Raw genomic sequence first — 25,552 nt, 5'->3', positions numbered from 1 at the left:
ATGAGCTCAGGTAAAATCTTAGGCGCTATATTAGTGGTCGGCGCGTTTGCCGGCGGTATGTATTTTGGCAGTAGTCAACAATCACCTACGATCACAAGCAGTAGTGGTGGTGCTAGCTATTCAGGTGGTTATGATAAATCAACTGATATAGCGGTAAAAAATGCGAATAAAAGCGCTGTTGCAGCCCGAACAGCAGAAGGTGTCACACATGTGATTAATCCTGGTGATTTAATCATGGATGCAATAAAAGCGGCAAATCCGGGTGATACCATTCAAATCATGCCTGGTACATACCATGAAACGGTTTATATCGACAAAGACGATATACGCATTGTTGGTGTAATAGATCAAGGAAAGCGGGCAACCCTAGACGGTCAAGGGACGCTTAACGATGCAATTTTGTATTCTGGGAATAATGTTGTTGTTGAAAACCTGTTGATCACAAAATACAAAGGCAACGCCATTATGGGGCAAGCGGGTAACAATTTTGAGATCAGAAATAACATTATTGTTGATACTGGTGTATATGGCATATTCCCGCAATTAGGCAAGAACGGTATTGTAGAACATAATATTATCTCTGGCATTGAAGATGCCGCTATTTATGTAGGCATGAGTGATAATATTCATGTTGCGCATAACGAAGTTTTTGATAGTGTTGCAGGGATAGAAATTGAAAATTCACGCCATGCCATAGTCGAGAATAACTATGTACATAATAATACTGGGGGCATACTTGCTTTTATCACCCCAGGTTTACCAATAAAAACGACTTTTGACGTTATTATTCGTCACAACTTCATCGTCAACAACAACACGGCAAACTTTGGCGCACCGGGCTCTACAGTTGCGGGGATCCCTGCAGGTACTGGTATTTTGATCATGGCTGCAGATGAAGTTATTGTAGAAGGTAACATTATATCGGGTAATAAAACCGCTGGCATCATCATAACTGATCATCAGAATGCGCCAAACACTACGATAGATCCTGAGTCTGATCCTGCGCCTGATAAAGTAATGATATTAGATAATGTAATGGATAATAACGGCTACGATACCATCGATGAAGCTAAAGCCTTAATGTTGACAGAGTTTAAACAAGGTAATCCTGATATTGTTCGGGTAGGTGTGAGTAGAGATAGCTGCATTATCAATCGCCATCGTTACGTTACGGTTGGGGTTAAAAACTGGCAAGAATGTAGTTTTACTAATACTGCAAATGTTGAAAGTTATATTCTTGATGAACCAGTACCTGCGCGTGAAATAGATCCGTCAGAGCGAGGTAAAGTTGTATATATGGGGATTTGTGCAGGTTGTCATACCTACACTGGTCGCATGATTGGGCCACCAGTTCAAGTTATTCAAGCACTTTATATGGACAATCCACAAGGCTTAGCTGATTGGATTGCCAAACCAACGAAAAAACGTGACGACTATCCAGAAATGCCACCGCAAGATTACCTTGATGAAGATACACGATTAGCGGTTGCTAAGTATTTGCTAAGTGTCACTCGTTGAGTCTTAGTTAATGCAAGAATAATAGTAAGTTAAGAGCTTCTATTATTCTTGCTTAATATTCGTTATCAAACATCTTGGTTTGCAAGATCTCTTGTCATATCCACAACAAGGTTGAATACCTTCTTTTTATCTGTCTCTAATGGGCAACACTGTAATATATTGAAATATCTATATTTTTTAATATGGGTCTTCATGGGTGTCACCTAGAAGCAACACTTTTTAAGCTGTTTTACGTACTTTTTTATAGATTATTATTGCTGTTTATTTTAAGTCGTTGATTTAATTTGTTTTTAAAATCTTGGCACCAAAGTTGATATATTCTAATCGAAGCACTGAAAAATAATGGCAAGCACAAAATTATTTGCCTTATCTAGGTGCTAAAGAAAATTTACTTAATTATTTAAGCAATTAGTTAGAGGAAAAAATTATGAAAAATTTAGCGATGATCTTATCAACTGCAATGATGTTAGCTTCTATTAATGCCTATGCTGGTTCAGACTTTGACGAATATGATATTGATGGTAATGGTGTTATCAGTGCAGAGGAAGCGAGTAAAGATGCTGCACTAGCTGAACAATTTAATCAATTAGACACTAATGCTGATGGTGAATTAAGCAAAGAAGAGTTTGCAAGCTTTTCAGGTGAATAATATATTTTTAACCTCGGCTTTGTATAAGGAATACATACCATTAGTTAATATTTTTTACTAACACTTAATATGTTGAAGAATGTAGGGGGCTATCGTTTCTTCAACATATTTTGAAATAAGATAAAAATTTAACTTCAAATTTATAAAAACGGATTTTAGTTGTTAAATTTGATTTATTGGTATGTCTTATACAGGTTGAGGTTACTCTGTATTTACCTTGTATTTGTAATTCCCAACCAGTACGAGTATTTCAAATAATACGATTTATTTAAATATAAGCTGCCGTTAAGTTAGACACTTAACGGCAGCTTTTTCTGGTTAATTTAAACTAGTTTTAGTTTCCATTGACCTTTTTTAAATAACTGCCAACCTACATAGGCAAATACGGCTTGTGCTAGCGTTACAGAGATAAAAACGCCATTTGGTCCAAAAGCAAGTAACTTGGCTAAACTATAGGCTAATGGAATTTGAATTAACCAATAGCATAGTAAGTTAACTTTAGTGGGAGTTTTTGTATCTCCTGCGCCGTTAAAAGCTTGTACTAATATCATGCCAAGTGCAAAGAAGCCGTTACCAAGACTGATCAATCTCAAGCAGTCAACTCCGTATTGAACAACCAATGGATCTTGTGAAAATAAACCAATAATTTGTTTTGGGATCAACAAGAAAATCGCAGCAACACCTACCATATAGTAAATATTATATTTAGCGATACGTTTCACTGATGCTTCTGCACGATCAGGCTTTGAAGCGCCGAGGTTTTGGCCGACTAACGTTGCTACCGCATTACTAAGCCCCCATGCAGGAAGAATTGCAAACATAAAGATACGGATCGCAATGGTGTAACCTGCTGTGGCTTCACTACCATAAGTTGACACTATTCTGACTAAAGCAATCCAGCTTGCGGTTGCAATTAAAAATTGAATAACGCCGAAAAATGACAGACTAAGTAATTGTTTAATTAAACTTAATTTTACCATTAGGTGCTTAATACTTATTTGGATGCGTCCGGCAAGGCCAAATAGGTGGTTTAATTGATATAAAACGCCTACGCCTCTCCCTATTGTTGTTGCTACAGCCGCGCCTGTTAATCCCATTTCAGGGAATGGGCCAATACCGTAAATAAGCAAGGGATCTAGCACAATGTTTATGCCATTGGCTAACCATAATGATCGCATGGCAACTGATGCATCGCCAGCACCACGGAAAATCGCATTCATTAAGAACAAATACAAAATTGTGATTGAGCCAGTTAGCATGATCGTGGTATAGCTCTTTCCTGCGGCAACAATGGCATCATTACCTCCCATCAAAATAAGAATATCTTCTGCGAAGTTTAGTCCGATGAAACCAACAATAAGCGCCACGGCCAAGCCAATCCAAAGGGTTTGTCCTGCAACAGCATTTGCTTGTTCTACATTTTTTTCACCATATCTACGTGCGATTGTTGCAGTGACTGCCATGCTCAAACCAATAGCAACGGCGTATAAAAGTGTTAACACTGCTTCTGTCAGGCCTACTACTGCAACTGCTTCTGCGCCTAAACCTGAAACAAAAAATATGTCAGTAATAGCAAATACTGACTCCATTAGCATTTCAAGTACCATAGGCACTGCCAGAATAAATGCAGCAATACCTATTGAACCTGAAGTTAAATCTTGGTGTCCTCCCTTTAACGCCTGTTTGAAAAGTGCAAATATACTTACTTTTCTCTTTGTTGTTGGGGGTGTTGTTAAATTATTATGTTCTGTGGTCAAAACGTTAAACCTTTTCCATGCTCTCATTGAGCGTCTAAAATTAATTCATAATAAGAATGAATAGTGATGACTATAAATAGATGGGATCGACTTTCTCAACGACAACAAATCGAATGTTTGTCTAACAAATGATTATCGTGTAATAAAGAAGTCTATAAGTCTTTGAGTTGCGATGTAACTTAAATCAAAATCGAAAGATTATGCTAGGTTGAAACAACCAAAAAAGATCCCTGAAACTACAATATCCGCTGAAGTGATAGCGATTACATTGTTCATTGTCTTGTTCTCCAAGGATTTTTGAATAGACGCTTAGAATGGCAGTCGTTGCTGTTAAAGTCAACGACTTTTTTATGTCTATTTGGAGGTTAAATTAAAGCGTTAAAAACCATAGGTGATCGCTTTAATGATTAAGTAATCATCAAGGCCATATTTAGATCCTTCTTTGCCAAAGCCTGAGTGTTTTATACCACCAAAAGGCGCTATTGGGTGTGATATTGCGGTATCATTAACACCAATCATGCCATAGTCTAATGCCATAGTTGTTTCTTGTAGTCGGTTGATATTTTGACTAAATACATAACTGGCCAAACCAAACTCGGTATCGTTTGCTTGTGTAATTACTTGCTCAGGTTCATCAAAAGTGATTAAGGAAAATACTGGGCCAAATATTTCGCATTGAGTAATATCACTACTGTGATTGACGTTATCAATCACGGTTATCGGATAAAAACTTGAGTCTGGAGATTGCGATAAGCCGCCTAATAAAATTTTGCCACCATCAGCTTTAGCAGATTCAACTAATTTATGTACATTTTCTGCCGCTTCTTGATGTATTAAACAGGCTATATCACTTTCTGCTGCTTCCCCGTTACCCTGTGTTATTTTCTCTAAACTTGCAACTAATTGTTTTTTAAAGGCATCGGCAATAGGGCGGTGTAAATAAATTCTATTAGGGCTTATACATGTTTGGCCACAATTTCTTAATTTAGCATCGACTAAAGCTTTAACAGCTAACGAAATATCTGCATCATCATAGACAATAAAAGGGGCGTTGCCACCTAGTTCTAATGATACTTTTTTAATTGATTCAGCACATTGCTTGTTCAGCAATTTTCCAACTTTTGTTGAGCCAGTAAAGGTAAATTTTTTAACTAAAGAGTGCTGCGTTAGTTGTTCTCCAATCGAGCGAGAATCTTTGCCAACGACAATATTAAATACACCGTCAGGAATGCCTGCTTGTTTAGCTAGTACGGCTAAGGCAAGTGCGCTATACGGTGTTTCTGATGCAGGTTTTATGACGATTGTGCAACCTGCGGCTAATGCAGCAGCAGCTTTTCGAGTGATCATAGCAGTTGGAAAATTCCATGGTGTAATGGCTGCTACTACACCAACCGGTTGTTTAATAACACTGATCATTTTGTTATCAACATGCTGTGAGATGGTATCGCCATATACGCGTTTGGCCTCTTCGGCAAACCAGTCGATAAAACTTTTTCCATAAGCGATTTCACCACTGGCATCAGCCAGTGTTTTGCCTTGCTCACGTGTCATGATCAGGGCAAGATCATCTTTATGTTCATTGATCAACGCAGCCCATCGTTGTAATTTAGCTGCTCGTTCGTAGCTTGTTTTTGCTTGCCATAAAGATTGAGCCGTATTAGCGGCAGTAATCGCTTGTTCTACTTGTTCTGCGGTTGCCTCTGCTACTTTAGAAATCACTTCGTTGGTTGCTGGGTTTATCACCGGAAAATTATCATCAGATGTTTGCCATTGACCATTGATAAATGAGCCGTGTTTTAGTAATTCGGTGTTTTTCAAGTCTTTCATTCTCACCTCCGTACAATTTTCAGTTAGTTTCTCAAACAGAGCATAGTTTATAAAGCCTGAAAAAGAATATATTTATTAAATGTATACAGTATGCAATAATTGGGCGGATTATTTGTTATAGAGGTTTGTATGTTAAATATTGATGCAAGTAAGGTGAATGAAGCACTTACATTTCCTAAATTAGTTCCTGCTTTGGAGTATGCATTTGCCAGTGATGTTATTGTTCCGCCACGTTTACATTTTGATATTGAAAACCCAAAAGCTAGCAGAGAAACAACGTTATTGATTATGCCTGCATGGCAATCAGGAGAAGTGGCCGGTGTTAAGCTCGTGACTGTTGCGCCAGAAAATGCCACAAAAAATCTACCGTCGATTCAGGGTAGTTATTTATTATTCAATGTTGATGATGGTCAGTTAATGGCTATTATGGATGCACCTACAATAACAGCTAAACGTACAGCTGCAGCCTCAGCGTTAGCCTCAAGTTATTTATCTCGTATTGACAGTGAAACCTTGTTTGTTATTGGTACTGGCACTTTGTCATCGCAGCTAATTGAGGCACATGCATCAGTGAGACCAATTAAACAGGTGAAAGTTTGGGGTAGGTCACTAGAAAAAGCACAATCAATTTGCGATAAGGTCGCTCATTTAGCTATTGATTGTCAGGCCGTTAGCGATATTGAAGAAAATATTGCCGGTGCAGATATTATTTCGTGCGCCACCTTAAGCCAATCACCGCTAATAAAAGGTGAGTGGCTGGTTCCTGGTCAACACTTAGATATGGTCGGCGCCTACCGTCCTGATATGCGCGAAATGGATGATGAATGTGTTAAAAGAGCATCGATATATGTGGATAACACAGAAAGTGCTATCAGAGAAACAGGCGATTTAGCGATCCCTCTCGCTGAAGGTGTTATAACTCTTTCAGATATTCACGCAGATTTATTTGCTCTATGCAAAAAGGAGCAAGCTGTTAATCGCAGCGCATCACAGATCACGCTTTTTAAATCAGTGGGCCATGCACTAGAAGATTTAGCCGCGGCTAGATTAGTTGCAGAGCATGTAAATGCAGTAAAAGCGAAATGATATTAGAGACGAGTGCATCAACGAAGTTAATTAACAATGTTAACAGTTTGTAATATAAAGGAGTATTTGTTGACTTTCGTCATCTAGCTGCTTTTAATTAGACTATCGCTGATGGATATAAGCTAATTTTTAATGAGTTCGACAGTTTCTTTTAATAATAAATTAAGTCGTAGGGTATTAATTTATATACTATTATGCAGCTCATTATTGTCTTTGGTGTCAATTTCTATACAGCTGTACTCCGCTTTTCAAAAAGATATTGTTCGTTTGAATCAACAAATGGACAATATTGAATCTAGCTATATTAAATCAATATCTACTAGTCTATGGGATTTTAATGCGCCTCTTGTGAAACAACAAATTCAAGGGATTGTTAATTTACCGAATGTGAAATTTGTTGAGATAACTACGGGTTTTGGCAAAGTATATCAGCATGGCGATGCGCAAGTTGAAGCGATGAAAACGGTTGAATATCCTATCTTTTATGGCGAGAACGATCTTGGGGTGATAAAGATCGTATCTGATTACGAAGATATATATCTAAATATTCGAGAGCAAGCGGGTTTTATTGTGATGTCTGAATCGATAAAAACCTTTATCGTCGCGTTCTTTATCATGTTTATAGTTCATTGGGTGGTTACCCGTCATATTTATCATATTACTTCTTATTCCCAGAAAATTAGTACGGATACCCTAGACACACCATTGGTATTACAACATAGAAATGAACACACTGACGAGCTTGATGACTTAGCTGACGCTATTAATAATATGCGTATCGCATTGAAAAATGACATTGTGAAACTTGAAGAAGCTGAAAATGCGTTAATCAAGTTAAATGGCGAGTTAGAAATTAAGGTGTATGATCGTACTGCTAAACTTGCAGCAAGTAATCAGCAATTACAGCAGTCATTAGATGATTTAACATTAGCAAAAGATCAGTTGGTTCAATCAGAGAAAATGGCGTCATTAGGCCAACTTGTTGCGGGGGTTGCCCATGAAGTTAACACCCCTTTAGGTATCTGTGTTACGTCTATTTCTGCATTAAAGGAAAAGGTTATCGAACTTAATAGCGCAGTTGAAAGTGAAAATTTAACAAAAGCGCAATTAACCAATACCTTGTCATTGTTGGTAGAATACCAAGAAATTATTGAGCGTAGTTTAAATAAAGCCGTTGAATTAATCAGAGGTTTTAAATCTGTAGCTGTTGAACAGCACACAGATCCAGAAATTAATATTAATTTAGCGCAGCACGTGAATGATGTTGTTAATACCGTTAAAACGTTATTCAAACGTAAACACTATACGATTAATTTATCAGTTGATGAACAATTAAATCTTGTAACTTACCCTAGTGCCTGGAATCAAATATTAACTAATTTTTTAACAAACTCTCATATCCATGGTTTTGAAGACAGAGATAAAGGTGAAATTTGGATCGAATTCACTAATAAAAATGGCTTTTTAACCTTACTTTACCGTGATGATGGCAAAGGTCTGTCTGCTGATATTCGCAAACGCATTTTTGATCCGTTTGTTACCACCAAGCGTGGGCAAGGTGGTTCAGGCTTAGGAATGAACATTGTGTATAATTTAGTCACCGTAAAATTGGGGGGCACAATTACTTGTTTATCTACAGAGCAAGGCTGTGGCTTTCAAGTAAAAGTACCTATTGCCGAAAAAGCTTACATCGCATAAATGAATATGAAGATAAAAGCTAAGCTTGAAACATGCGTAACAATCAATAGCTCTTATTTCTGTTAATTAAACCGACTGATGCAAAATGGCCTGATATCAACCTCAGTTTTGTCGTTATCAATAATTTGACCCACTAATGTTCCGGTAATAGCGCCTAACGTAAGGCCTAAATGCTGATGACCTAAAGCCAAAATAATATTTTCGTGCTTAGGCGCTTTGCCAATCACAGGTAATGAATCTGGTAATGAGGGCCTACAACCTACCCATCCTTCTGAGCTAACGGCTTTTCGTTTGATTATATCTTTAATAATATAACTTGCATTGTTATAGAGCATTTCTACTCGTTTTACATTCATTGGTTTAGTTAGACCCGCAAATTCAGCCGTGCCTGCTAAGCGCAAACCATCACGCATTGGGGTGATAATGAACTTTCTTTCTGCAGAGGCTATGGGCCGCGTAAAAGTATTTGCTGTGTTTTTTGGTAAATCTAAGCTATAGCCTCTCTCACTTTCGATTGGTAGGCGATAGCCTAATGCGCTGGTAAGTTTTTTCGACCAAGCGCCGGTAGCTAATACAAGCTTGTCGAAACAATGAGTTTGATGCGCCGTCACAAGGTTTATTCCTTGATCATAATGATTTACTGCACTCACTTCTTCCTGGCATAGTTTAACACCTATAGAGCATGCATATTTTGCTAGTGCTTGAGTTAATGCTAGAGGATTACAAGTATGTGCAACCTCTGTAAAATGTAACGCATAATTTATGTTATCTGAAATGTTGGGTTCAAGTTGCTTTAATTGAGCTTTATTTAATAGCTCAACTTTGACATCTTGCGCTAAATAGCGTTTTTGTTGTTGCTTAATTTGCTCTAGAGGTGTGTTCTCAAAAACCAATAAGCTGCCTTGATTTATAAATAAATCGCTGGCTTTTGCTTCTTGTAACAGTGATTGATAGCTTGCAATTGCTCGTTCATTTAATGAACGCAAAGCTTTAGTGTTTTCTTCACGTTTTGATTTACGCATATTAGCTATAAACTGGCAAAACCAAGGTATTGCTTTAGGGAAATATCGCATTGAAATTGCCACAGGTCCTAACGGGTTTAACAACATGTAAGGTAACTGTCCGAGTAAACTAAATTCAGCAAGAGGGAATACTTGTTCGGTAGCAAAATGCCCAGCATTGGCTTTTGAACACCCTTCGCCTACAGGGCGATGATCAAATACTGTTACTTCATAGCCACGCTTTTGCAGTGCAATAGCGCAGTTTATTCCTATAATCCCCGCACCAATTATGGCGACTTGTTTGGTGTTATTTGTTGTCATCTCTTTACCTTAATAAGAAGCCTTGCGGGAAAATATCTTGCTGATTTAGTAGGAATTCGTGAATTCCCGTGATGTAAGATCGGCCACTGACACGAGGGATCACTGCTTGAATATCGTGGTAATCAAGAGATTGTGTCGCACTAACAGTCATTTTGCTACTTACGATACTCTCAATCGTAATGGGTGTACCTAATTCGACTAATTGTTGATGATTAAGTAAAGCGATTCTTGCAGAAACACCAGTGCCAGTTGGAGAACGATCGACTTCACCATCGGCAAAGATGCATACATGTCGAGAGTGTGATTTAGCATCTGTGGTTTTATTAGAATAAAAAATGGTACCGTAAATAAAGCTCAGATCTTGTTCAACAGGGTGCTTAACTTGGTATTGTTTGGCGACTAGATTTTTAATGGTGCGCCCTAAGTTGATCAACTGAAGTTGGTTTTCTGGTGTACATGAAACAGAAATTTTATCAGCATCTACAAACACATAATATGCACCACCATAGGCAATATCAAAACTGACATTACCGATACCTTCAACAAAAATTGTTTGATTAGTAACCTCAACAAAAGCGGGTACATTATCAAAGCTGATTTGCGTCGTTTTTTCATGTTCTTTGACGTAAGCTTTTATTAATCCTGCTGGTGTATCAATGCCAATATAGCCCTTATTTTTGTTTAATTCGATTGCTTGGGTTTCAACAGCTAGAGAGGCTACAGCTAGAATGCCGTGACCACACATACTTGAGTAACCCTCATTGTGCATGAATAAAATTCCGAAATCTGCATTAGGTGTACAAGGAGTGGTAATTAAAGCGCCGTACATGTCAGCGTGCCCTCTTGGTTCATACATCAGAAACTTACGTAAATGATCTAAGTGCTGAGTAACATATTGACGTTTAGCTAAAATTGTATCGCCTATGATCTCTGGATACCCAGCTAGAATAATCCTTAGAGGCTCCCCCTCAGTGTGCATATCAATCGTTTTTACTGATTGATAACCTGTTAATTTGTTAAGATTAAACTGCATTTTTCACGCTCAAATTAAAAAATTTTATATATTATACTTGTCTAGATGAAATAATTGTATACAATATTCCATGTTGATTCTAGCAATTAATAACAAAAGCTAGTTCCTTTTCATTATGTGGTAAAAATAGATGACGAAAACTAATTGGCGTGGTGGTTACTCTGCAGTCACAAGACATTATAGGGAAGACTTTCCAATTAACCTTTTCGGCAACGAAAACAATAGTAGATTCTATTATCAAAGATGGGTGACGGTATTATCGCCTTGGTTACAGTAGTGAAAATTATTACCGATGAAGTATTGTTAATAGCGAATTTAACCTCGCTGAAATGTTAGTTAATGATTTTAGGACTTAAATGAACAAAGGCACATTTTTTTGTATTGATGCACATACGTGCGGTAACCCAGTGCGTCTAGTAACAAGCGGACACCCAGAGCTAGCTGGAAAATCAATGAGTGAAAAACGACAAAGCTTTTTAGCTCAATATGATTGGATACGACGAGGGTTAATGTTTGAACCGCGTGGTCATGACATGATGTCCGGTGCTTTTCTATACCCCCCTTGTAGTAATAATGCTGATGCCTCAATTTTGTTTATTGAAACATCTGGCTGTTTACCTATGTGTGGTCACGGGACTATTGGTACTGTCACAACCGCGCTAGAAGCTGGTTTATTGACCCCAAAAACTCCTGGGAAATTGATCATTGATGTACCAGCAGGGCAAGTAAATGTTGAATACAGTATGCAAGGCAATAAGGTAGAATTTGTAAAAATTTACAATGTTGCTGCTTATTTAGCCCATCAGAATATTGCTTTAGATATTCCTGAGTTAGGTACAATAATTGTTGATGTTTCTTATGGCGGCAATTATTACGTAATCGTGGAACCGCAAGAGAACTTTCCTGGGATTGAACACTGGAGTGCAGCAGATATATTACGTTGGAGCCCAATTGTACGCCAAGTTGCTAGCGAAGTATTAATCTGTGAACACCCAGAAGACCCTACCGTAAACGGTATTAGTCATGTCCTTTGGACAGGCACACCAAAACATGAAAGCTCAAACGGCGCTAATGCAGTTTTCTATGGAGATAAAGCAATTGATCGTTCACCTTGCGGTACTGGTACAAGTGCCCGTATGGCACAATTATTTGCTAAGGGCTTGCTTAAAGTAGGAGATAGCTTCACTCATGAAAGCTATATAGGGAGTCAATTTGTTGGGCGTATTGAAGATACCGTCACCCTTAATATTGCTAATGAAGAAATACTCGCTATTAAGCCAAGTATTCAAGGTTGGGCAAAAGTATTTGGTAAGAACTGTATCACCATTGATGATGATGATCCTTATGCATTTGGTTTTACAGTTAAATAAGATAATTGATTTAAATAAAGTAATCACAACGAAACGAAAGTGAGGCAAAATGTCTATTTCAGGAAAAAATTTAATTGCCGGAGAATGGTCTGGTGATACTTTAGGCGGTTTTACAGCCATTCATGCGGCTGAAAATAAGCCGATGCAAACTACCTTTGCAGACGCAACTGAACAAGAAGTTGAAACAGCAATACAACAAGCTAATCAAGCGTTTGAAAGCTATCATTTATTACCTGCATTACAACGCGCTAACTTTTTACGAACAATAGGCGACGAAATTTTAGCGCTTGGTGATGAATTAGTTGACATGGCGTGCGCCGAAACAGGTTTACCTTCGATGAGAATTCAGGGTGAACGAGGTAGAACCGTAGGTCAATTAGGTTTATTCGCGGATTTACTTGAATCAGGTGAATACCAGGCCGTGATCGATTTAGCTGATGATAATAGACAACCATTACCTAAACCTGATACGCGTTTAGGGTATTTACCATTAGGGGTTGTTGGTGTGTTTGCTGCAAGTAATTTTCCGTTAGCATTTTCAACAGCTGGTGGAGATACTGCCTCAGCATTAGCTGCCGGCTGTCCTGTCGTAATGAAAGCGCATGCTGCGCATCCAGGAACTGCTGAATTAGTCGCGCAAGCGATTAGCCGTGCAATTGCTAAGTGCCAACTTCATCCTGGTATTTTTTCTTTACTACAAGGGAAGAGTTACGCAATCGCAAGTCAAGTAGTAACACATCCATTGGTTAAAGCGGTAGGTTTTACTGGCTCAGAACGTGTTGGTATGATCTTGCAAAAACAAATTAACGAACGCGAAGAACCTATTCCTTTTTATGGTGAGTTAGGTAGTATCAACCCGCAATTTATTATGCCTAATAAGTTGAAAGCTGAAGCTACCTCAACGGCGCAAGCACTTGTTGCTTCTTTAATGATGGGACAAGGGCAATTTTGCACGAGTCCTGGAATTTGGGTGTATGTTGAAGGGGAAGGTAGTCAGGAATTTGAAGCAGCAGCGGCTGAAGCTGTTGCTAATACTGAAGCTGGTATCATGTTGACACCTGCGATTGCTGGTAATTATCAAAATACAGTTGCACAGTGGCAAAAATTACCTAATGTTTCACTTCTAGCACAAGGTAAAGCGGGGGCCGAACATCATTGCTCTGCGGCTCTATTTCAAACAGATTTCGCTACGTTTAAAAATACTGAAATGTTAAGTGAAGAAGTTTTTGGATCATCTGCATTAATGGTTCGGGTGAAAACGCTTGACGAAATGTATGAATTTTCACGATTATTAAAAGGTAATTTAACTGCGAGCATTCATGCCGTAGATGATGATTTAGCACAAAGTCAATCTCTTGCTAGATTACTTGTACATAAAGTAGGGCGCTTAATATACAACCAAATGCCAACAGGTGTTGAAGTATGTGCCTCAATGAACCATGGTGGGCCATTCCCAGCGTCAACAGATATTAGAGCAACTTCTGTTGGTAGTGAAGCGATTAAACGTTTTCAACGACCAATTTGTTATCAAAATATGCCACAGGAATTACTGCCTGAACCGTTAAAAAGTTGATAAATTTAGATAAAAAAAGGAGCTAATTTCATTAGCTCCTTTTTTTTAATACACAAATGCTTATAATGGACACCATCTTAAGTAGGAAAACGTTTATGAGCATAGTTTACAAAACACGAACCCAATTGGTTGTTGAGACCTTAAGGGAGAAAATTCTTAATGGTGAAATTAAGGCTGGCCAACCATTACGTCAAGCTGCTTTAGCTGAAGAATTAAATGTTAGTCGAATTCCTGTCAGGGAAGCTTTATTGCAATTAGAAGCTGAAGGACTTGTTGCGTTTGAGCCGCACAAAGGCGCGACTGCGACAGAGTTAAACATTGAACAGGTAGATGAGCTATTCGAATTACGAGCTATGTTAGAGTGTGAACTATTGGCTGCTTCAATCCCTAACTTGAGTGAAGAAACATTAGAGCATGCAACCCTTCTACTTGGGAAATTAGATAAAGCCCTTGGCAAAGAGAATGCAGCAAATACTTGGAGTGAATTAAACTCTGACTATCACAACTGTTTATATTCAGGCGCTAATCGACCACAAACACAAGAACTTGTGAATATGCTGAATAAAAATGCTGATCGTTATATTCGCATGCATTTACTTTGGGCGGGAGGTATTTCCAAAGCAGAATCAGAACATAACGAATTACTTGCGTTATGTAAATCAGGCGATATTGAAAAAGCTATGGTATTAATGAAACAACATATTTTAGGCTCGCGTGATGAAATTAAAGAATTTTTATTGCAACGTGAAAATGGCTAAAGTTTTCTATTTAAAATCAATAAAATAAATGCTGATTTTGACGGTTGAAAAATCAGCATTTATTGACTTTTTCCCTTCGAGTCTATAGTATTCCCGCGCTTTTTAACGCTTATCATCTTGTTTTCATACTTTTCTTCTAAGCTTTATAGATAGTAAGCGACTCTTAAATATTTTATCTGCCGATTTTTTGGCATAGCCTACAAAACACGGGAAACTCATGTTTGAACTAAAAGCCAGCAAAGTTGGCAATTTAAAAAATGATGTCTTATCTGGTTTAACTGTTGCCTTAGCTTTAGTGCCAGAAGCAGTAGCATTTGCATTTGTTGCGGGTGTGGATCCATTAGTCGGTTTATATGCAGCCTTCATGGTTGGCTTAATTACGTCAATTTTTGGCGGACGTCCAGGTATGATTTCAGGTGCTACCGGTGCAATGGCTGTTGTTATGGTCAGCCTTGTTGCGCTTCACGGGGTTGAGTATTTATTTGCCTGTGTGGTGTTAACCGGTATTTTACAAATACTCGCGGGTATATTTAGGCTGGGTAAGTTCATACGATTAGTACCACATCCTGTTATGTTGGGTTTTGTAAACGGTTTAGCTATCGTTATTTTCTTAGCTCAGTTAGGCCAATTTAAAGTCGCTAACAGTGACGGCATCTTCGTATGGATGCAAGGCAATCAATTAGCAACCATGATTGGCTTAATCGTACTTACCATGGGTATTATACATTTCTTACCGAAATTAACTAAAGCGGTTCCTTCTTCCTTAGTTGCGATTATCGTGGTTACAGTATTAGCGCAAAGCTTAGATTTAGATGCTCGTACTGTGGTAGATTATTTACGTGATATGACAAATGATCCAGCAGCTTCTATTGCTGGAGGCTTGCCAACGTTTGCTATTCCTCAAGTCCCGTTTAATTTTGAAACACTACGCATTATTTTTCCTTTTGCGTTAGTGCTTGCTGCTATTGGCTTAATCGAATCATTGTTAACATTAACGCTAATTGATGAGTTAACCGGTACTCGCGGTCGCGGCAATAAAGAATGTGTTGCTCAAGGCATGTCTAATACCGTTAACGGCTTTTTTGGTGGTATGGGGGGGTGTGCCATGATTGGTCAATCAATGATTAATGTGAATTCAGGTGGCCGTGGTCGTGCGTCAGGCATTGCTGCTGCACTTGGATTGCTTTGCTTTATCTTGTTTGCATCAGACCTAATCGAACAAATACCACTGGCGGCGCTGGTAGGGGTTATGTTTATTGTGGTGATTGGTACCTTTGAATGGTCAAGCTTTCGTATTATGCGCAAAGTACCAAAAGCTGATGCATTTGTCATTGTGTTAGTTTCAGGGGTTACCGTTGCCACTGACCTGGCTGTAGCTGTGGTTGTTGGTGTTATTGTTTCAGCATTAGTATTTGCTTGGGAACATGCAAAACATGTTATTGTTGAACGTTTTGTAAATGATCAAGGCTCTACCGTTTACGAAGTTAACGGACCACTGTTTTTCGGTTCAGTATCAAGCTTTTTGGAACAGTTTGAGATTGAAAAAGATAGTGATGATGTCATTGTAGAGTTTAAAAACTCTCGTGTTGCAGATCATTCAGCCATTGAAGCGATAGATACACTTGCAGAGCGTTATATTGCACAAGGTAAAAAAATGCACTTGAAACATTTAAGCAATGAATGCTTAGAGTTGTTAGAAAAAGCAGGTGATTTGGTAGAAGTTAATGTGATTGAAGATCCAGACTATCATATTGCTAGTGATAAGCTTGCTTAAGCGAAAGTTTTGTTTAATAGGTCTATAGGTTATAGTTAATCTATAGACCCTTAACTGCGTGATGTATGCAATTAGAATTTTTTGATGTTCCAAGCCCGTGTATTGGTATTTGTCAATCAGATGACAAAGGCTATTGCTTAGGGTGTATGCGTACTCGTGATGAAAGACAGTTATGGATAAACTTAACTTCGGATGATAAACAAAAAGTCATTAAACGCTGTATTCAACGTAAAAAGCGAAAAGATGGCAAACTTAAAGCGAAAGAAAAAACACATACTGCTGATGAAGCTCAGCCCTCCTTATTTGATCCTCCTAGTAAAAAGTCACTTGATACCAGCAGTGATATAGATTTTGGTGACTTTGAATTGTAGTTCTACGTTCACTTATTATTTGTAAAATGGTTTATAAAGCCGCTTGTGGATTTTTCGTCTATTCTTACATGACATAGATATGAAATGGGCAATGTTTAATTGAGTGAACAAGACCTTAAACCAAGTTACCAACAATTAGAACAAGAACTACTCGCACTAACGTATAGTGAAAAGTTGCAACATGCTTTATTTAAAATTGCGTCAATTTCTCATGATGATCTTGAACTACAAAGCTTGTATCAGCAAGTACACGAGATCACCAATGCTGTTATTGAGGCGAATAATTTTTTTATCGCGCTTTTAAATGAAGAAGAACAGCATATTGAACTTGTTTATTTTGTGGATGAAAAAGACGTTGACGAGAAAGACCTAACCGGAAAAATAATCCCGCTAGAACAGGGGTTAACCTCTTACGTGATAAAAACCAGAATACCTCAACTTTTGAATCAAAGTACTATTGAAACTTTAATCGCGAAAGGGGAGATAAAAGATGTTTTAGGTTCGGGTGAATTTACTAGTTGGATTGGTGCGCCGATGCTTAGTGGTGAAACGCTACATGGTGTTATTGTTGCTCAAACATATCAAGACAGTAACCTATATACTGACAACGACTTAAAGGTATTAAACTTTGTTGCAAATCAACTTGCTAGTGCGATTGAAAGCCATGTGAATGAAAGTCAGCGTAGAGATGCACAGCAGAGGCTTGCCGAGCAACACCGGTTACTTGAGCAACAAAATAAACAATTAAATATTACTATTAAACATTTACAAACTACGCAGCAAGAATTGGTGCAAAAAGAAAAAATGGCATCATTAGGGGGCTTAGTTGCTGGAATTGCTCATGAAATTAATACGCCGTTAGGTATTTGTGTTACTGGCGTTAGCCATTTGGAGGAGGAGTTTAATTTCATTAAAAGCCGCTATGAAGAGCAAATGCTATCAGAAGAAGACTTACAAGATTTTTTTACAGAGCTTGCACAAGGTTTAGCCATACTAAAAAGTAATACAATACGAGGCGCAGCTTTAGTGAAAAGCTTTAAGCAGGTTGCTGTTGATCAATCCTCTAACGAAACGCGTAATATTAATTTAAAGGCATATATTGATGAAATATTACTATCATTAAAGCCTAAATTAAAACGAGTCAATCATCAGGTGATTGTTGAATGTCCTGACCAGATAACGATGAACATTAATGCGGGTGCATTATCACAAATTTTGAGTAATTTGATCTTAAATTCACTTATTCATGGATTTGATGAACATGATCATGGTCGCATACAAATTATTGTGCGAAGTAAAAAAACTGCGATAAATATTCATTATGCTGATAATGGTAAAGGGTTAACAGGCGAACAATTGTCTTGTTTATTTGAACCTTTTTTTACCACTAAGCGAGGTCAAGGAGGGAGTGGCTTAGGCACACATTTAATTTATAATTTAGTACAATCTTTGGAAGGAAAAATAAAAGTAAAAAGTGAAGAAGGTAAAGGTTTAGCCTATTTAATTAGTTTACCTTACTCATCTGGTAAGTAACTGAATTTTATGGTTATATGTGTTTTAGTATGATTTTAAATTAATCATCTTGGTACTTTTGGTTAATTTCCACGGCCAAAGTAATGTTTTCTAACATAATGTTAACTATGTTGGGATCAAGATGCGTTCCAGCAGCTTCACGCAAAAAAGATTGTACTTTTTCGAGTGGCCAAGCATCTTTATAGCAACGCTTATGGGTAAGTGCATCGAATACGTCTGCAACTGAAACAATACGTGCAAACAGGTGGATATTTTCACCAGCAAGCCCTCTAGGGTAACCTGTACCGTCAAATTTTTCATGATGTTGAGCCGCAATGATTGCCGCAGCTTGTAATATGGGGCGTTTAGAACCATGAAGAATGCTTTCACCTATAGTAGGATGTAGCTTCATTTCATCCATTTCATCATCAGTTAATTTCCCTGGTTTCAGTAATATACGGTCTGGTGTGGAAATTTTACCAATGTCATGCATTGGAGCAGCCTGTTTTAATAATTCAGCTTCAGACAAATCCATACCTGATTTGATTGCCAACATATAAGATACTTCAGCCATTCGGCGAATATGATTACCTGCTTCATTGGAACGAGATTCTACAACATCACCTAAGCGGTAAATAAGCTCTTCTTGGGTTTCAACAATCTCTCGATTGAGTAATAAATTATCGAACGCTAAGCTAATATTCCCTGAAAATACTTCAAGGAGTTTTGCGTCAATATCTGATAGCGACTCAATACCGCTTAAATACAGTAAGCTTATTTTCTCGCTATTACTGGGGAAATACCCAACTAACACGTTGTTTTTAAATATACTTCGTTTTTCTTTGATTGCTAAATTTAGGTATTCGAATGCTTGTTTTTTAGCAATGTTTTCATCGTTATTAGATATCTCTGCAATCACTTGAAAATCATTTTCAGTGTAAATTGCTCCTAAACCTTTCACTTGCAGCAGCATGCTTTGTTGGTTAATTTGTAATAACGACATGATTTGCTCTAATAAACCATTGAAAAACTCTCTAAGAGAGCGCTGCTCTAATACATTTCCAGTGGCATCAATAACGCGTTCTAAACCTGAACGGTACCGTTCTTGATATTTTCGCGCTTTATCGACTTCAATAATATCGCGGTAAGCACGCAGTGCAGTAAATACAGTTGTGAATAGTTTTTTACGATCTAGTTCTGTTTTTTCTTTGTAATCATTAATATCAAATTCTACGATGACTTTTTCTTCTGGGGCTTGTCCGGGTTGCCCTGTACGTAAAACGATACGGGAAAATTGATTATTGAGGTCTTGGCGAATCCATTTGGCTAGTAACAATCCAGCATCATCGCTTTCCATTACAACATCTAAAAACACCAGCGCAATATCTTGTTCTTCTAATAAAACGCTTTTTGCTTCTTCTGCAGAATATGCATGTAAAAAAGTAAGTTTACGTCCATCTAATTCGAAGCGTTTTAATGCCATTTTGGTGATCTGATGAATATCTTCTTCATCATCAACAATGAGAACACGCCAAGGAGATGAGTCTACGGTTGCTTTTTGTGTCAAAAAAGATAAAGGCATAACGAGTATATTTTAATGTAGGGTATTTTAATGTATAGCCTACTCTTAAATATTTTGCTTAAGAAAATAAGGAGATATATCAAAGGGTAGCCAATGGTTTATTGCATGATTCATGTAAACACACGACTTGGCGGGTTCATATGCATAGTGTATTGATAATCATACTGTAGTGTAAACATATATGTGCAAAGAGCAGTGACAAACATTCTCTTGCAGTTCAACCCACGACATAGCGTTTATTTCGGCCACTGTTATAATGAGAAAAATTTTATAGCATGTATTAACAGCCTTAGTAACATGCTGACTTATGGAGTGTTTTAATGTCATCTAATCTCAAGTTAAATGCGACGCATAATCCATCACTTAAAAGCTGGGTAAGCTCTGCTAACCAAGATAAATGTGATTTTCCGATTCAAAACTTACCTTTTGCTATTTTTCGTAGAAAAGGCAATGAGGAGTCTTTTCGAGGTGGTGTAGCGATTGGCGATAAAGTAGTTGATTTAGCTGCAGTTAAAGAAGCGAAGGTTTTTACTGGCTTAGCCGCGGAAGCTATTTCTGCTTGCGCAAAAGAGCAGTTAAATGATTTTATGGCAATGGGTAAAGAAGCATGGAGTGAACTACGAAAAGTACTGTCTGATGCATTATCAGAAGGCTCTGCTCATCAACAAGTGCTGGAAAATTGCTTAGTAGATATGTCAGATGTTGAATATGCATTACCGTGCAATATTGGCGACTATACCGACTTTTATACTTCGATTCACCATGCAACCTCTGTCGGTAAAAAGTTTCGTCCAGATAATCCATTATTACCTAACTATAAATGGGTCCCTATTGGTTATCACGGTCGCTCATCTTCGATTGAAATTTCAGGCAGCAGCTTTAAACGACCTAAAGGGCAAACTAAAGCACCAACAGCAACTGAGCCAAGTTTTGGCCCTTGTAAACGCTTAGATTATGAGCTTGAAGTGGGTATTTTTGTTGGTAAAGGTAATGATCTTGGTGAGCCAATAAGTATCAATAAGGCAGATGATCATGTATTTGGTTTATGTCTATTTAATGATTGGTCAGCGCGCGATATACAAGGATGGGAATATCAGCCATTAGGCCCATTTTTGTCGAAAAGCTTCGCTTCAACTATATCTCCTTGGATAGTCACTTCTGAAGCACTAATGCCATATCGAGGTGCCTGGACGCGTGATTCAGATGATCCGCAACCTATGGATTACTTGGAATCAGCAGAAAACCGTGAAACTGGTGCTTACAACATTCAATTGCAAGTGCTACTTGAAACTGAAAAAATGCGCGCAGCTAATCAAGAAGCTACACCACTATCAACATCTAACTTCAATGACTCTTATTGGACTGTCAATCAAATGGTGGCACATCATACGGTTAACGGTTGTAATTTGAGGGCTGGCGATATGTTTGGTTCTGGTACGCAATCAGGGCCAAATCCAGATGAAGCAGGGTCGTTGTTAGAATTATCAAACGCAGGTTCTGAGCCTATTAACTTACCAAATGGTGAGACTCGTACCTTCTTAGAGGATGGAGACAACGTGGTAATGAAAGGTTGGTGTGAAAAAGCTGGAGCAGTAAGAATTGGCTTTGGTTCTGTTGAAGCATTAGTGTTGCCTGCTGAATAGTTATTTGAAAACTCTCACGAATGTGCATTGAATTTTGATGATAATTGTTAGCAATATTTGCGCAATAGATAACTGAAAAGTTCAATGTACGCTCGTGTTATATTCGTGTTTTTGCAATATTCGCCTCTATATACCGACGTTTCACCGTCACGATAACTTACAATGATTGCTATTACTTTTCTGTAACCTCCCTCAGTAAAATATTAAGTATAACGTTTGATTCAATCTCGAACTTTTTAGCCTATATATATGATTCAAGAATTATTGTTTACTTATCAATTCGGTTAATTTATGGATCTATCAAACATTTACTTAGGGTGTTTTTAAGACTTTTTTGCTATTTTATTCAGTATTTTAATATCAATATTTTATAATTTTAATCGTAGAAATTACGTCATCAACTTAAAACCTCTCTTTATCGTCGATAATAATAACCTTTGTTTTATAAAGCTTTCTACAAGCTTTATTAAATTCAATGAGTCACTTATAGCTATTTAATATTGTATTCATGACGCTTATTACTAATTCTTAAACTTCGTTAAGTAAAAACTGCAAACTTGTAAACCACTAAATCGTAGCTTATACCCAATAGAGGTCTGAATTCGTGATTAAGCGATCGCGTCAGATCGATAAAATTATAAAAATAAATAATTAAAATTAAATACATTTAAACGCCAGGAAGGAAATAATATGTCTAAGTTAAATCGTGCTACTAAGCTAGCACTTGCTATTAGCATAGCACTTGGTATATCCCCCTCATTTGCTGAAGAAACCGAATCGTCTAATGCTGAAAAAGAGGTTGAGCGAATTGCTGTGGTTGGTACTCGTTCAGCACCGCGTTCTGTCGCTCAGTCGCCGGTTCCCGTCGATATTGTTGGTGCAGACGAGCTTGGGAAAAACGCATCAACAGATATGCTTGATCAATTACAAGCTGCGGTGCCTTCGTTTGCCGCAAGAGCACAGCCTATATCCGATGCCGCATCTTTTATTAGGCCAATAAATCTAAGAGGGCTCTCCTCTGATAGTACGTTAATTCTGGTAAACGGAAAGCGACGTCATCGTGCCTCAGTCATTGCTTTTCAAGGTGGTGGGGTAAATGATGGCGCACAAGGTCCAGATATTTCTGTTATCCCATCTATTGCACTTAAACAAGTTGAGGTATTGCGCGATGGTGCAGCCGCTCAATATGGGTCTGACGCGATAGCAGGTGTGATGAATTTTGTTTTAAAAGATGATGCAGACGGCGGGTCGATATCTGTTCGTAGAGGTGAGTATGGTGAAGGTGACGGTGCCGCAACGACTGTTGATGGCAATATCGGGTTGCCATTTACTAAATACGGTTTTGCGAATTTAAGCTTTCAATATAAAACAGCTGATGCTACTAGTCGAAGTGTTCAGCGTAATGATGCGTTAGCGTTAAGTGAAGCCGGTAATACTCATATTAATGATCCTGCGATGGTATGGGGTAATCCAGAAATTGATGATGATATAACGGTATTCGCTAATGTTGGTTTAGATTTGGGAGATGATAAACAATTTTACATGTTTGGTAACTACTCTGAACGTACTGCAACGGGGGGGTATTATTACCGAAACCCACAAAACCGTGGTGGTGTTTTTAGTAAAGACGTTAATGATTTCTTTTGGGATCCTGATGGTGATGGTGATGGTAATCCAACAAGAAAAGTATGGCTTGTTGGTGACTTACAAGGTTTAGACAGCAGCGGTAATAGCATAAGTGGCTGTCCTATAGATGTCACATTGGTTGATTACGTTAATGATACCAGTGTACCAAATATCCTTGATACTTCTGCTTATCAACAAGTTGCTAATAATGATAATTGTTGGGCGTTCAATCAATTACTACCTGGTGGCTATACTCCACAATTTACTGGAGATATAAATGATACTTCATTAACAATGGGAGTTGACGGTGAATTTAAATCAGGCTTTTTAGATGGCTGGTTTTTTGATTTAAGTGGTGGTGTAGGGCGCAATGAATCAGAATATACATTACGTAATACCGTGAACCCTTCAATGGGGCCAGAACAGGGTGATCTTTCTTTCAAAACGGGTAGTTATGTTCAGCTAGAAAAAACCTTTAATTTCGATATCAATAAAACGTTTGATTGGGGATTGGAGGATGATGCTAGCGTTGCAATGGGTGTTGAGTGGCGTGAAGAAAGCTTTGAAATTAAGCCCGGCGAGAGAGCCTCTTGGGATAGTGGTGTTTTAGCATCGCAAGGGTTTAGTGTTGGTTCTCATGGTTTTGCTGGTTTTAGTCCTGAATCTCAAGGTACAAAAGAACGTAGATCTTTTGCTGCATACGTAGATATCGAAGCTCAGATGACAGATTATTTTTTATTAGGAGGTGCATTAAGGTATGAAGACTTTGATTCTTTTGGTGCTACAACCAATTATAAAATAACCGCGCAATATCAATTGACAGATAATTTATCCGTTCGTGGATCACATAGTACAGGGTTTCGTGCACCAACCGTGGGACAAGCTAATGTCGTAAATACGCAAACGTCATTTGTTGAAGGGGAACTCGTACAATCGGCAACGTTTCCTCCGACAAATCCGTTATCAATGTATTATGGGGGTAAAGAACTTGAACCTGAAGAGTCTAAAAGTTTTGCTGCGGGTTTAGTTTATCAACAGGGGGACTTTTTCTTAACTGCGGATATTTATCAAATAGAAGTGACAGATCGTATTCAGCAAACAGATAAATTTGAAGTTACGCGTGCGGTGTTAGATCAACTTGGTATTGAGGATAAATCAATTTCCAGCGTTACATTCTTTGCGAATGACTTTGATACTACCACGAATGGCCTTGATATAGTTGCAAATTATTCGATGCAATTGTTTGGAGGAGATACCGCATTTGCTTTAGCGTATAACTTTAATGAAACAGAAGTCGATAGGTTTTCTGATGCCACTGGTGAAGTTAAAGTACGTCGATTAGAAGAGGGCATTCCAGAGCATCGTGGCACGCTAACGATATCACAGTCTTGGGATGATGTGTCGATGTTTATTCGTGGTAACTATTACGGAGAATACTGGGCTGTTCATGCTGATGATGGTGGTGCAAGTGCCGATGCTGATGCTGCTGTTACTTTTGATGCAGAAGTGAGTTATTTCTTCAGCGATTCTTGGACATTATCTGCGGGTGCAAATAATATCTTTGATCAAGAAGCAGAAGAACTACCCTATGAATTAAGTGAAGACTATGCAGGGGCTATGTATTTTGAAAGCGGGCCGTTTGATTACAACGGCGCATTCTATTACGTAAAAGCAACTTATAAATTCTAAGCCATAATTTCAATGATAAAACCACGTTTTCTAACGTGGTTTTTTATCTTAAATAATCAATCATTTGAAAGTGGTTTTAAGGTGAATAAGCGCTTCCTAAAAGTGCATTGCTGCCAGGGTAGCTATATATAAAAAAATAAATTGTAAACGTTATGTATCATGTGAATTGCAATACATAATAGAATATTATTAGTTTTGTATCTAATGATCCCGAGCAATAAACCGTAAATAAAAATAAAGGCGAGTTGTTGAGCGTCATATTGAACATGTATAAAGGTAAAAATTGATGTTGTTATAATTAGTACAAGTGAAGTATGCATTCCTGTACGTTGTAGTACAGTAAATAGTATTCCTCGATATACAATCTCTTCTAATACTGGGCCAATCAGACAAATAACAATAAAGCCTAATAATAAGGTTAAAGCTGAGTCGCTTAACCTGTCAAGAAAGTCTGACTGTTCTATGTCAAACCATTGATAGCAAAACGTGAAACAAATACTGATAAATGTACAAAACATAATAATGCGAACAATGTGTTTTGTTGAGACCCTTTGTACACAGAGAATGTTAGGAGCAAGTTTATAGACATGATGAATGGGATTGATAACACCGCCACTAAGATGTTATACCAATTCGCATAAAGATTAAGTCAGTTCAGAGCGATGTCAGCGGTGGGAGAATAAGCGAAACGTGTGCAGGTATAGTTGTTCTACATCAAACACGTTTTGCGCAATTATCGCGCCTCTAACACGCTCCCAAAGGGC

The 25,552-nt window shown here is 38.0% G+C and carries 18 protein-coding genes; 12 read left to right on the top strand and 6 right to left on the bottom strand.

Features of this window, described 5'->3' with window-relative positions; translation table 11 throughout:
- Together BI291_RS12680 and BI291_RS12675 are read left to right on the top strand one after the other, a co-directional pair.
- On the top strand, nucleotides 1–1,518 hold the full coding sequence (locus BI291_RS12680; protein WP_074499143.1) for a parallel beta-helix domain-containing protein: 1,518 nt from the start codon (nucleotides 1–3) through the stop codon (nucleotides 1,516–1,518).
- Nucleotides 1,519–1,945: 427 nt separating this feature from the next.
- The gene (locus BI291_RS12675; protein ID WP_074499142.1) at nucleotides 1,946–2,167 is read left to right on the top strand and encodes a calmodulin; all 222 of its coding nucleotides are present in this window, start codon (nucleotides 1,946–1,948) and stop codon (nucleotides 2,165–2,167) included.
- A gap of 323 nt (nucleotides 2,168–2,490) precedes the next feature.
- On the opposite strand, the gene BI291_RS12670 is transcribed toward BI291_RS12675, so the two are convergent.
- Both BI291_RS12670 and BI291_RS12665 read right to left on the bottom strand, forming a co-directional pair.
- The gene (locus BI291_RS12670; RefSeq protein ID WP_254849578.1) at nucleotides 2,491–3,924 is read right to left on the bottom strand and encodes an MATE family efflux transporter; all 1,434 of its coding nucleotides are present in this window, start codon (nucleotides 3,922–3,924) and stop codon (nucleotides 2,491–2,493) included.
- A gap of 378 nt (nucleotides 3,925–4,302) precedes the next feature.
- Nucleotides 4,303–5,751 carry an NAD-dependent succinate-semialdehyde dehydrogenase gene (locus tag BI291_RS12665; protein ID WP_074499141.1) on the bottom strand — a complete coding sequence of 483 codons (1,449 nt, stop codon included), beginning with the start codon at nucleotides 5,749–5,751 and terminating at the stop codon, nucleotides 4,303–4,305.
- A 129-nt stretch (nucleotides 5,752–5,880) separates the two neighbouring features.
- On the opposite strand from BI291_RS12665, the gene BI291_RS12660 reads away from it, so the two are divergent.
- Nucleotides 5,881–6,837 carry an ornithine cyclodeaminase family protein gene (locus BI291_RS12660; RefSeq protein ID WP_074499140.1) on the top strand — a complete coding sequence of 319 codons (957 nt, stop codon included), beginning with the start codon at nucleotides 5,881–5,883 and terminating at the stop codon, nucleotides 6,835–6,837.
- A gap of 132 nt (nucleotides 6,838–6,969) precedes the next feature.
- Complete coding sequence (locus BI291_RS12655; RefSeq protein WP_074499139.1) at nucleotides 6,970–8,535, top strand: ATP-binding protein; 1,566 nt, start codon at nucleotides 6,970–6,972, stop codon at nucleotides 8,533–8,535.
- Between the two features lie 62 nt (nucleotides 8,536–8,597).
- Here BI291_RS12655 and BI291_RS12650 read toward each other — a convergent pair whose 3' ends face one another.
- Together BI291_RS12650 and BI291_RS12645 are read right to left on the bottom strand one after the other, a co-directional pair.
- Complete coding sequence (locus tag BI291_RS12650) at nucleotides 8,598–9,857, bottom strand: FAD-binding oxidoreductase (RefSeq protein ID WP_074499138.1); 1,260 nt, start codon at nucleotides 9,855–9,857, stop codon at nucleotides 8,598–8,600.
- Nucleotides 9,858–9,861: 4 nt separating this feature from the next.
- Nucleotides 9,862–10,890 carry a proline racemase family protein gene (locus BI291_RS12645; protein WP_074499137.1) on the bottom strand — a complete coding sequence of 343 codons (1,029 nt, stop codon included), beginning with the start codon at nucleotides 10,888–10,890 and terminating at the stop codon, nucleotides 9,862–9,864.
- Between the two features lie 356 nt (nucleotides 10,891–11,246).
- On the opposite strand from BI291_RS12645, the gene BI291_RS12640 reads away from it, so the two are divergent.
- The 6 genes from BI291_RS12640 (at nucleotide 11,247) to BI291_RS12615 (ending at nucleotide 18,269) form a co-directional block, all read left to right on the top strand.
- Nucleotides 11,247–12,260: a 4-hydroxyproline epimerase gene (locus tag BI291_RS12640; RefSeq protein ID WP_074499136.1), complete on the top strand. Its 1,014-nt coding sequence runs from the start codon at nucleotides 11,247–11,249 to the stop codon at nucleotides 12,258–12,260.
- 49 nt (nucleotides 12,261–12,309) lie between these two features.
- Nucleotides 12,310–13,833, top strand: a complete 1,524-nt coding sequence (locus BI291_RS12635; protein WP_074499135.1) for an aldehyde dehydrogenase (NADP(+)) — start codon at nucleotides 12,310–12,312, stop codon at nucleotides 13,831–13,833.
- Nucleotides 13,834–13,928: 95 nt separating this feature from the next.
- Nucleotides 13,929–14,591: a GntR family transcriptional regulator gene (locus BI291_RS12630; protein WP_083602046.1), complete on the top strand. Its 663-nt coding sequence runs from the start codon at nucleotides 13,929–13,931 to the stop codon at nucleotides 14,589–14,591.
- 217 nt (nucleotides 14,592–14,808) lie between these two features.
- Nucleotides 14,809–16,365: a SulP family inorganic anion transporter gene (locus tag BI291_RS12625; RefSeq protein WP_074499134.1), complete on the top strand. Its 1,557-nt coding sequence runs from the start codon at nucleotides 14,809–14,811 to the stop codon at nucleotides 16,363–16,365.
- A gap of 65 nt (nucleotides 16,366–16,430) precedes the next feature.
- Entirely contained in the window at nucleotides 16,431–16,736 is a 306-nt protein-coding gene (locus BI291_RS12620) for a DUF1289 domain-containing protein (RefSeq protein WP_074499133.1), read from the top strand.
- 99 nt (nucleotides 16,737–16,835) lie between these two features.
- A complete protein-coding gene (locus BI291_RS12615; protein ID WP_083602045.1) occupies nucleotides 16,836–18,269 on the top strand; it encodes an ATP-binding protein in 1,434 nt (477 codons plus the stop codon).
- Nucleotides 18,270–18,309: 40 nt separating this feature from the next.
- Here the strand turns inward: BI291_RS12615 and BI291_RS12610 are convergent, their stop codons facing one another.
- Nucleotides 18,310–19,830: an HD domain-containing phosphohydrolase gene (locus BI291_RS12610; protein WP_074499132.1), complete on the bottom strand. Its 1,521-nt coding sequence runs from the start codon at nucleotides 19,828–19,830 to the stop codon at nucleotides 18,310–18,312.
- A 320-nt stretch (nucleotides 19,831–20,150) separates the two neighbouring features.
- Here BI291_RS12610 and fahA point away from each other — a divergent pair, with 320 nt between their 5' ends.
- Nucleotides 20,151–21,473, top strand: coding sequence for a fumarylacetoacetase (gene fahA, locus BI291_RS12605; RefSeq protein ID WP_074499131.1), 1,323 nt, complete (start codon nucleotides 20,151–20,153; stop codon nucleotides 21,471–21,473).
- A 690-nt stretch (nucleotides 21,474–22,163) separates the two neighbouring features.
- Nucleotides 22,164–24,788 carry a TonB-dependent siderophore receptor gene (locus BI291_RS12600; RefSeq protein ID WP_074499130.1) on the top strand — a complete coding sequence of 875 codons (2,625 nt, stop codon included), beginning with the start codon at nucleotides 22,164–22,166 and terminating at the stop codon, nucleotides 24,786–24,788.
- A 122-nt stretch (nucleotides 24,789–24,910) separates the two neighbouring features.
- On the opposite strand, the gene BI291_RS18745 is transcribed toward BI291_RS12600, so the two are convergent.
- Nucleotides 24,911–25,306 (bottom strand): CPBP family intramembrane glutamic endopeptidase, encoded by a 396-nt coding sequence (locus BI291_RS18745; RefSeq protein ID WP_074499129.1) that lies wholly within the window; start codon nucleotides 25,304–25,306, stop codon nucleotides 24,911–24,913.
- Nucleotides 25,307–25,552: the final 246 nt, after the last annotated feature.

Source organism: Thalassotalea sp. PP2-459 (assembly GCF_001913705.1).
In the GTDB taxonomy this organism is placed as follows: domain Bacteria; phylum Pseudomonadota; class Gammaproteobacteria; order Enterobacterales; family Alteromonadaceae; genus Thalassotalea_C; species Thalassotalea_C hakodatensis.
The sequence above is the reverse complement of the archived record's forward strand: the minus strand, read 5'-3'. Positions and strand labels throughout refer to the sequence as shown.

What these genes read in the sequence shown, in the direction of transcription:
- BI291_RS12680 (WP_074499143.1), top strand. Translation starts at nt 1, where the DNA reads ATGAGCTCAGGTAAAATCTTAGGCGCTATATTAGTGGTCGGCGCGTTT.
- BI291_RS12655 (WP_074499139.1), top strand. Translation starts at nt 6,970, where the DNA reads ATGAGTTCGACAGTTTCTTTTAATAATAAATTAAGTCGTAGGGTATTA.
- BI291_RS12650 (WP_074499138.1), bottom strand. Translation starts at nt 9,857, where the DNA reads ATGACAACAAATAACACCAAACAAGTCGCCATAATTGGTGCGGGGATT.
- BI291_RS12630 (WP_083602046.1), top strand. Translation starts at nt 13,929, where the DNA reads ATGAGCATAGTTTACAAAACACGAACCCAATTGGTTGTTGAGACCTTA.
- BI291_RS12620 (WP_074499133.1), top strand. Translation starts at nt 16,431, where the DNA reads ATGCAATTAGAATTTTTTGATGTTCCAAGCCCGTGTATTGGTATTTGT.
- BI291_RS12610 (WP_074499132.1), bottom strand. Translation starts at nt 19,830, where the DNA reads ATGCCTTTATCTTTTTTGACACAAAAAGCAACCGTAGACTCATCTCCT.
- BI291_RS12640 (WP_074499136.1), top strand. Translation starts at nt 11,247, where the DNA reads ATGAACAAAGGCACATTTTTTTGTATTGATGCACATACGTGCGGTAAC.
- BI291_RS12660 (WP_074499140.1), top strand. Translation starts at nt 5,881, where the DNA reads ATGTTAAATATTGATGCAAGTAAGGTGAATGAAGCACTTACATTTCCT.
- BI291_RS12675 (WP_074499142.1), top strand. Translation starts at nt 1,946, where the DNA reads ATGAAAAATTTAGCGATGATCTTATCAACTGCAATGATGTTAGCTTCT.
- BI291_RS12600 (WP_074499130.1), top strand. Translation starts at nt 22,164, where the DNA reads ATGTCTAAGTTAAATCGTGCTACTAAGCTAGCACTTGCTATTAGCATA.
- BI291_RS18745 (WP_074499129.1), bottom strand. Translation starts at nt 25,306, where the DNA reads ATGTTTTGTACATTTATCAGTATTTGTTTCACGTTTTGCTATCAATGG.
- fahA (WP_074499131.1), top strand. Translation starts at nt 20,151, where the DNA reads ATGTCATCTAATCTCAAGTTAAATGCGACGCATAATCCATCACTTAAA.
- BI291_RS12645 (WP_074499137.1), bottom strand. Translation starts at nt 10,890, where the DNA reads ATGCAGTTTAATCTTAACAAATTAACAGGTTATCAATCAGTAAAAACG.
- BI291_RS12625 (WP_074499134.1), top strand. Translation starts at nt 14,809, where the DNA reads ATGTTTGAACTAAAAGCCAGCAAAGTTGGCAATTTAAAAAATGATGTC.
- BI291_RS12665 (WP_074499141.1), bottom strand. Translation starts at nt 5,751, where the DNA reads ATGAAAGACTTGAAAAACACCGAATTACTAAAACACGGCTCATTTATC.
- BI291_RS12635 (WP_074499135.1), top strand. Translation starts at nt 12,310, where the DNA reads ATGTCTATTTCAGGAAAAAATTTAATTGCCGGAGAATGGTCTGGTGAT.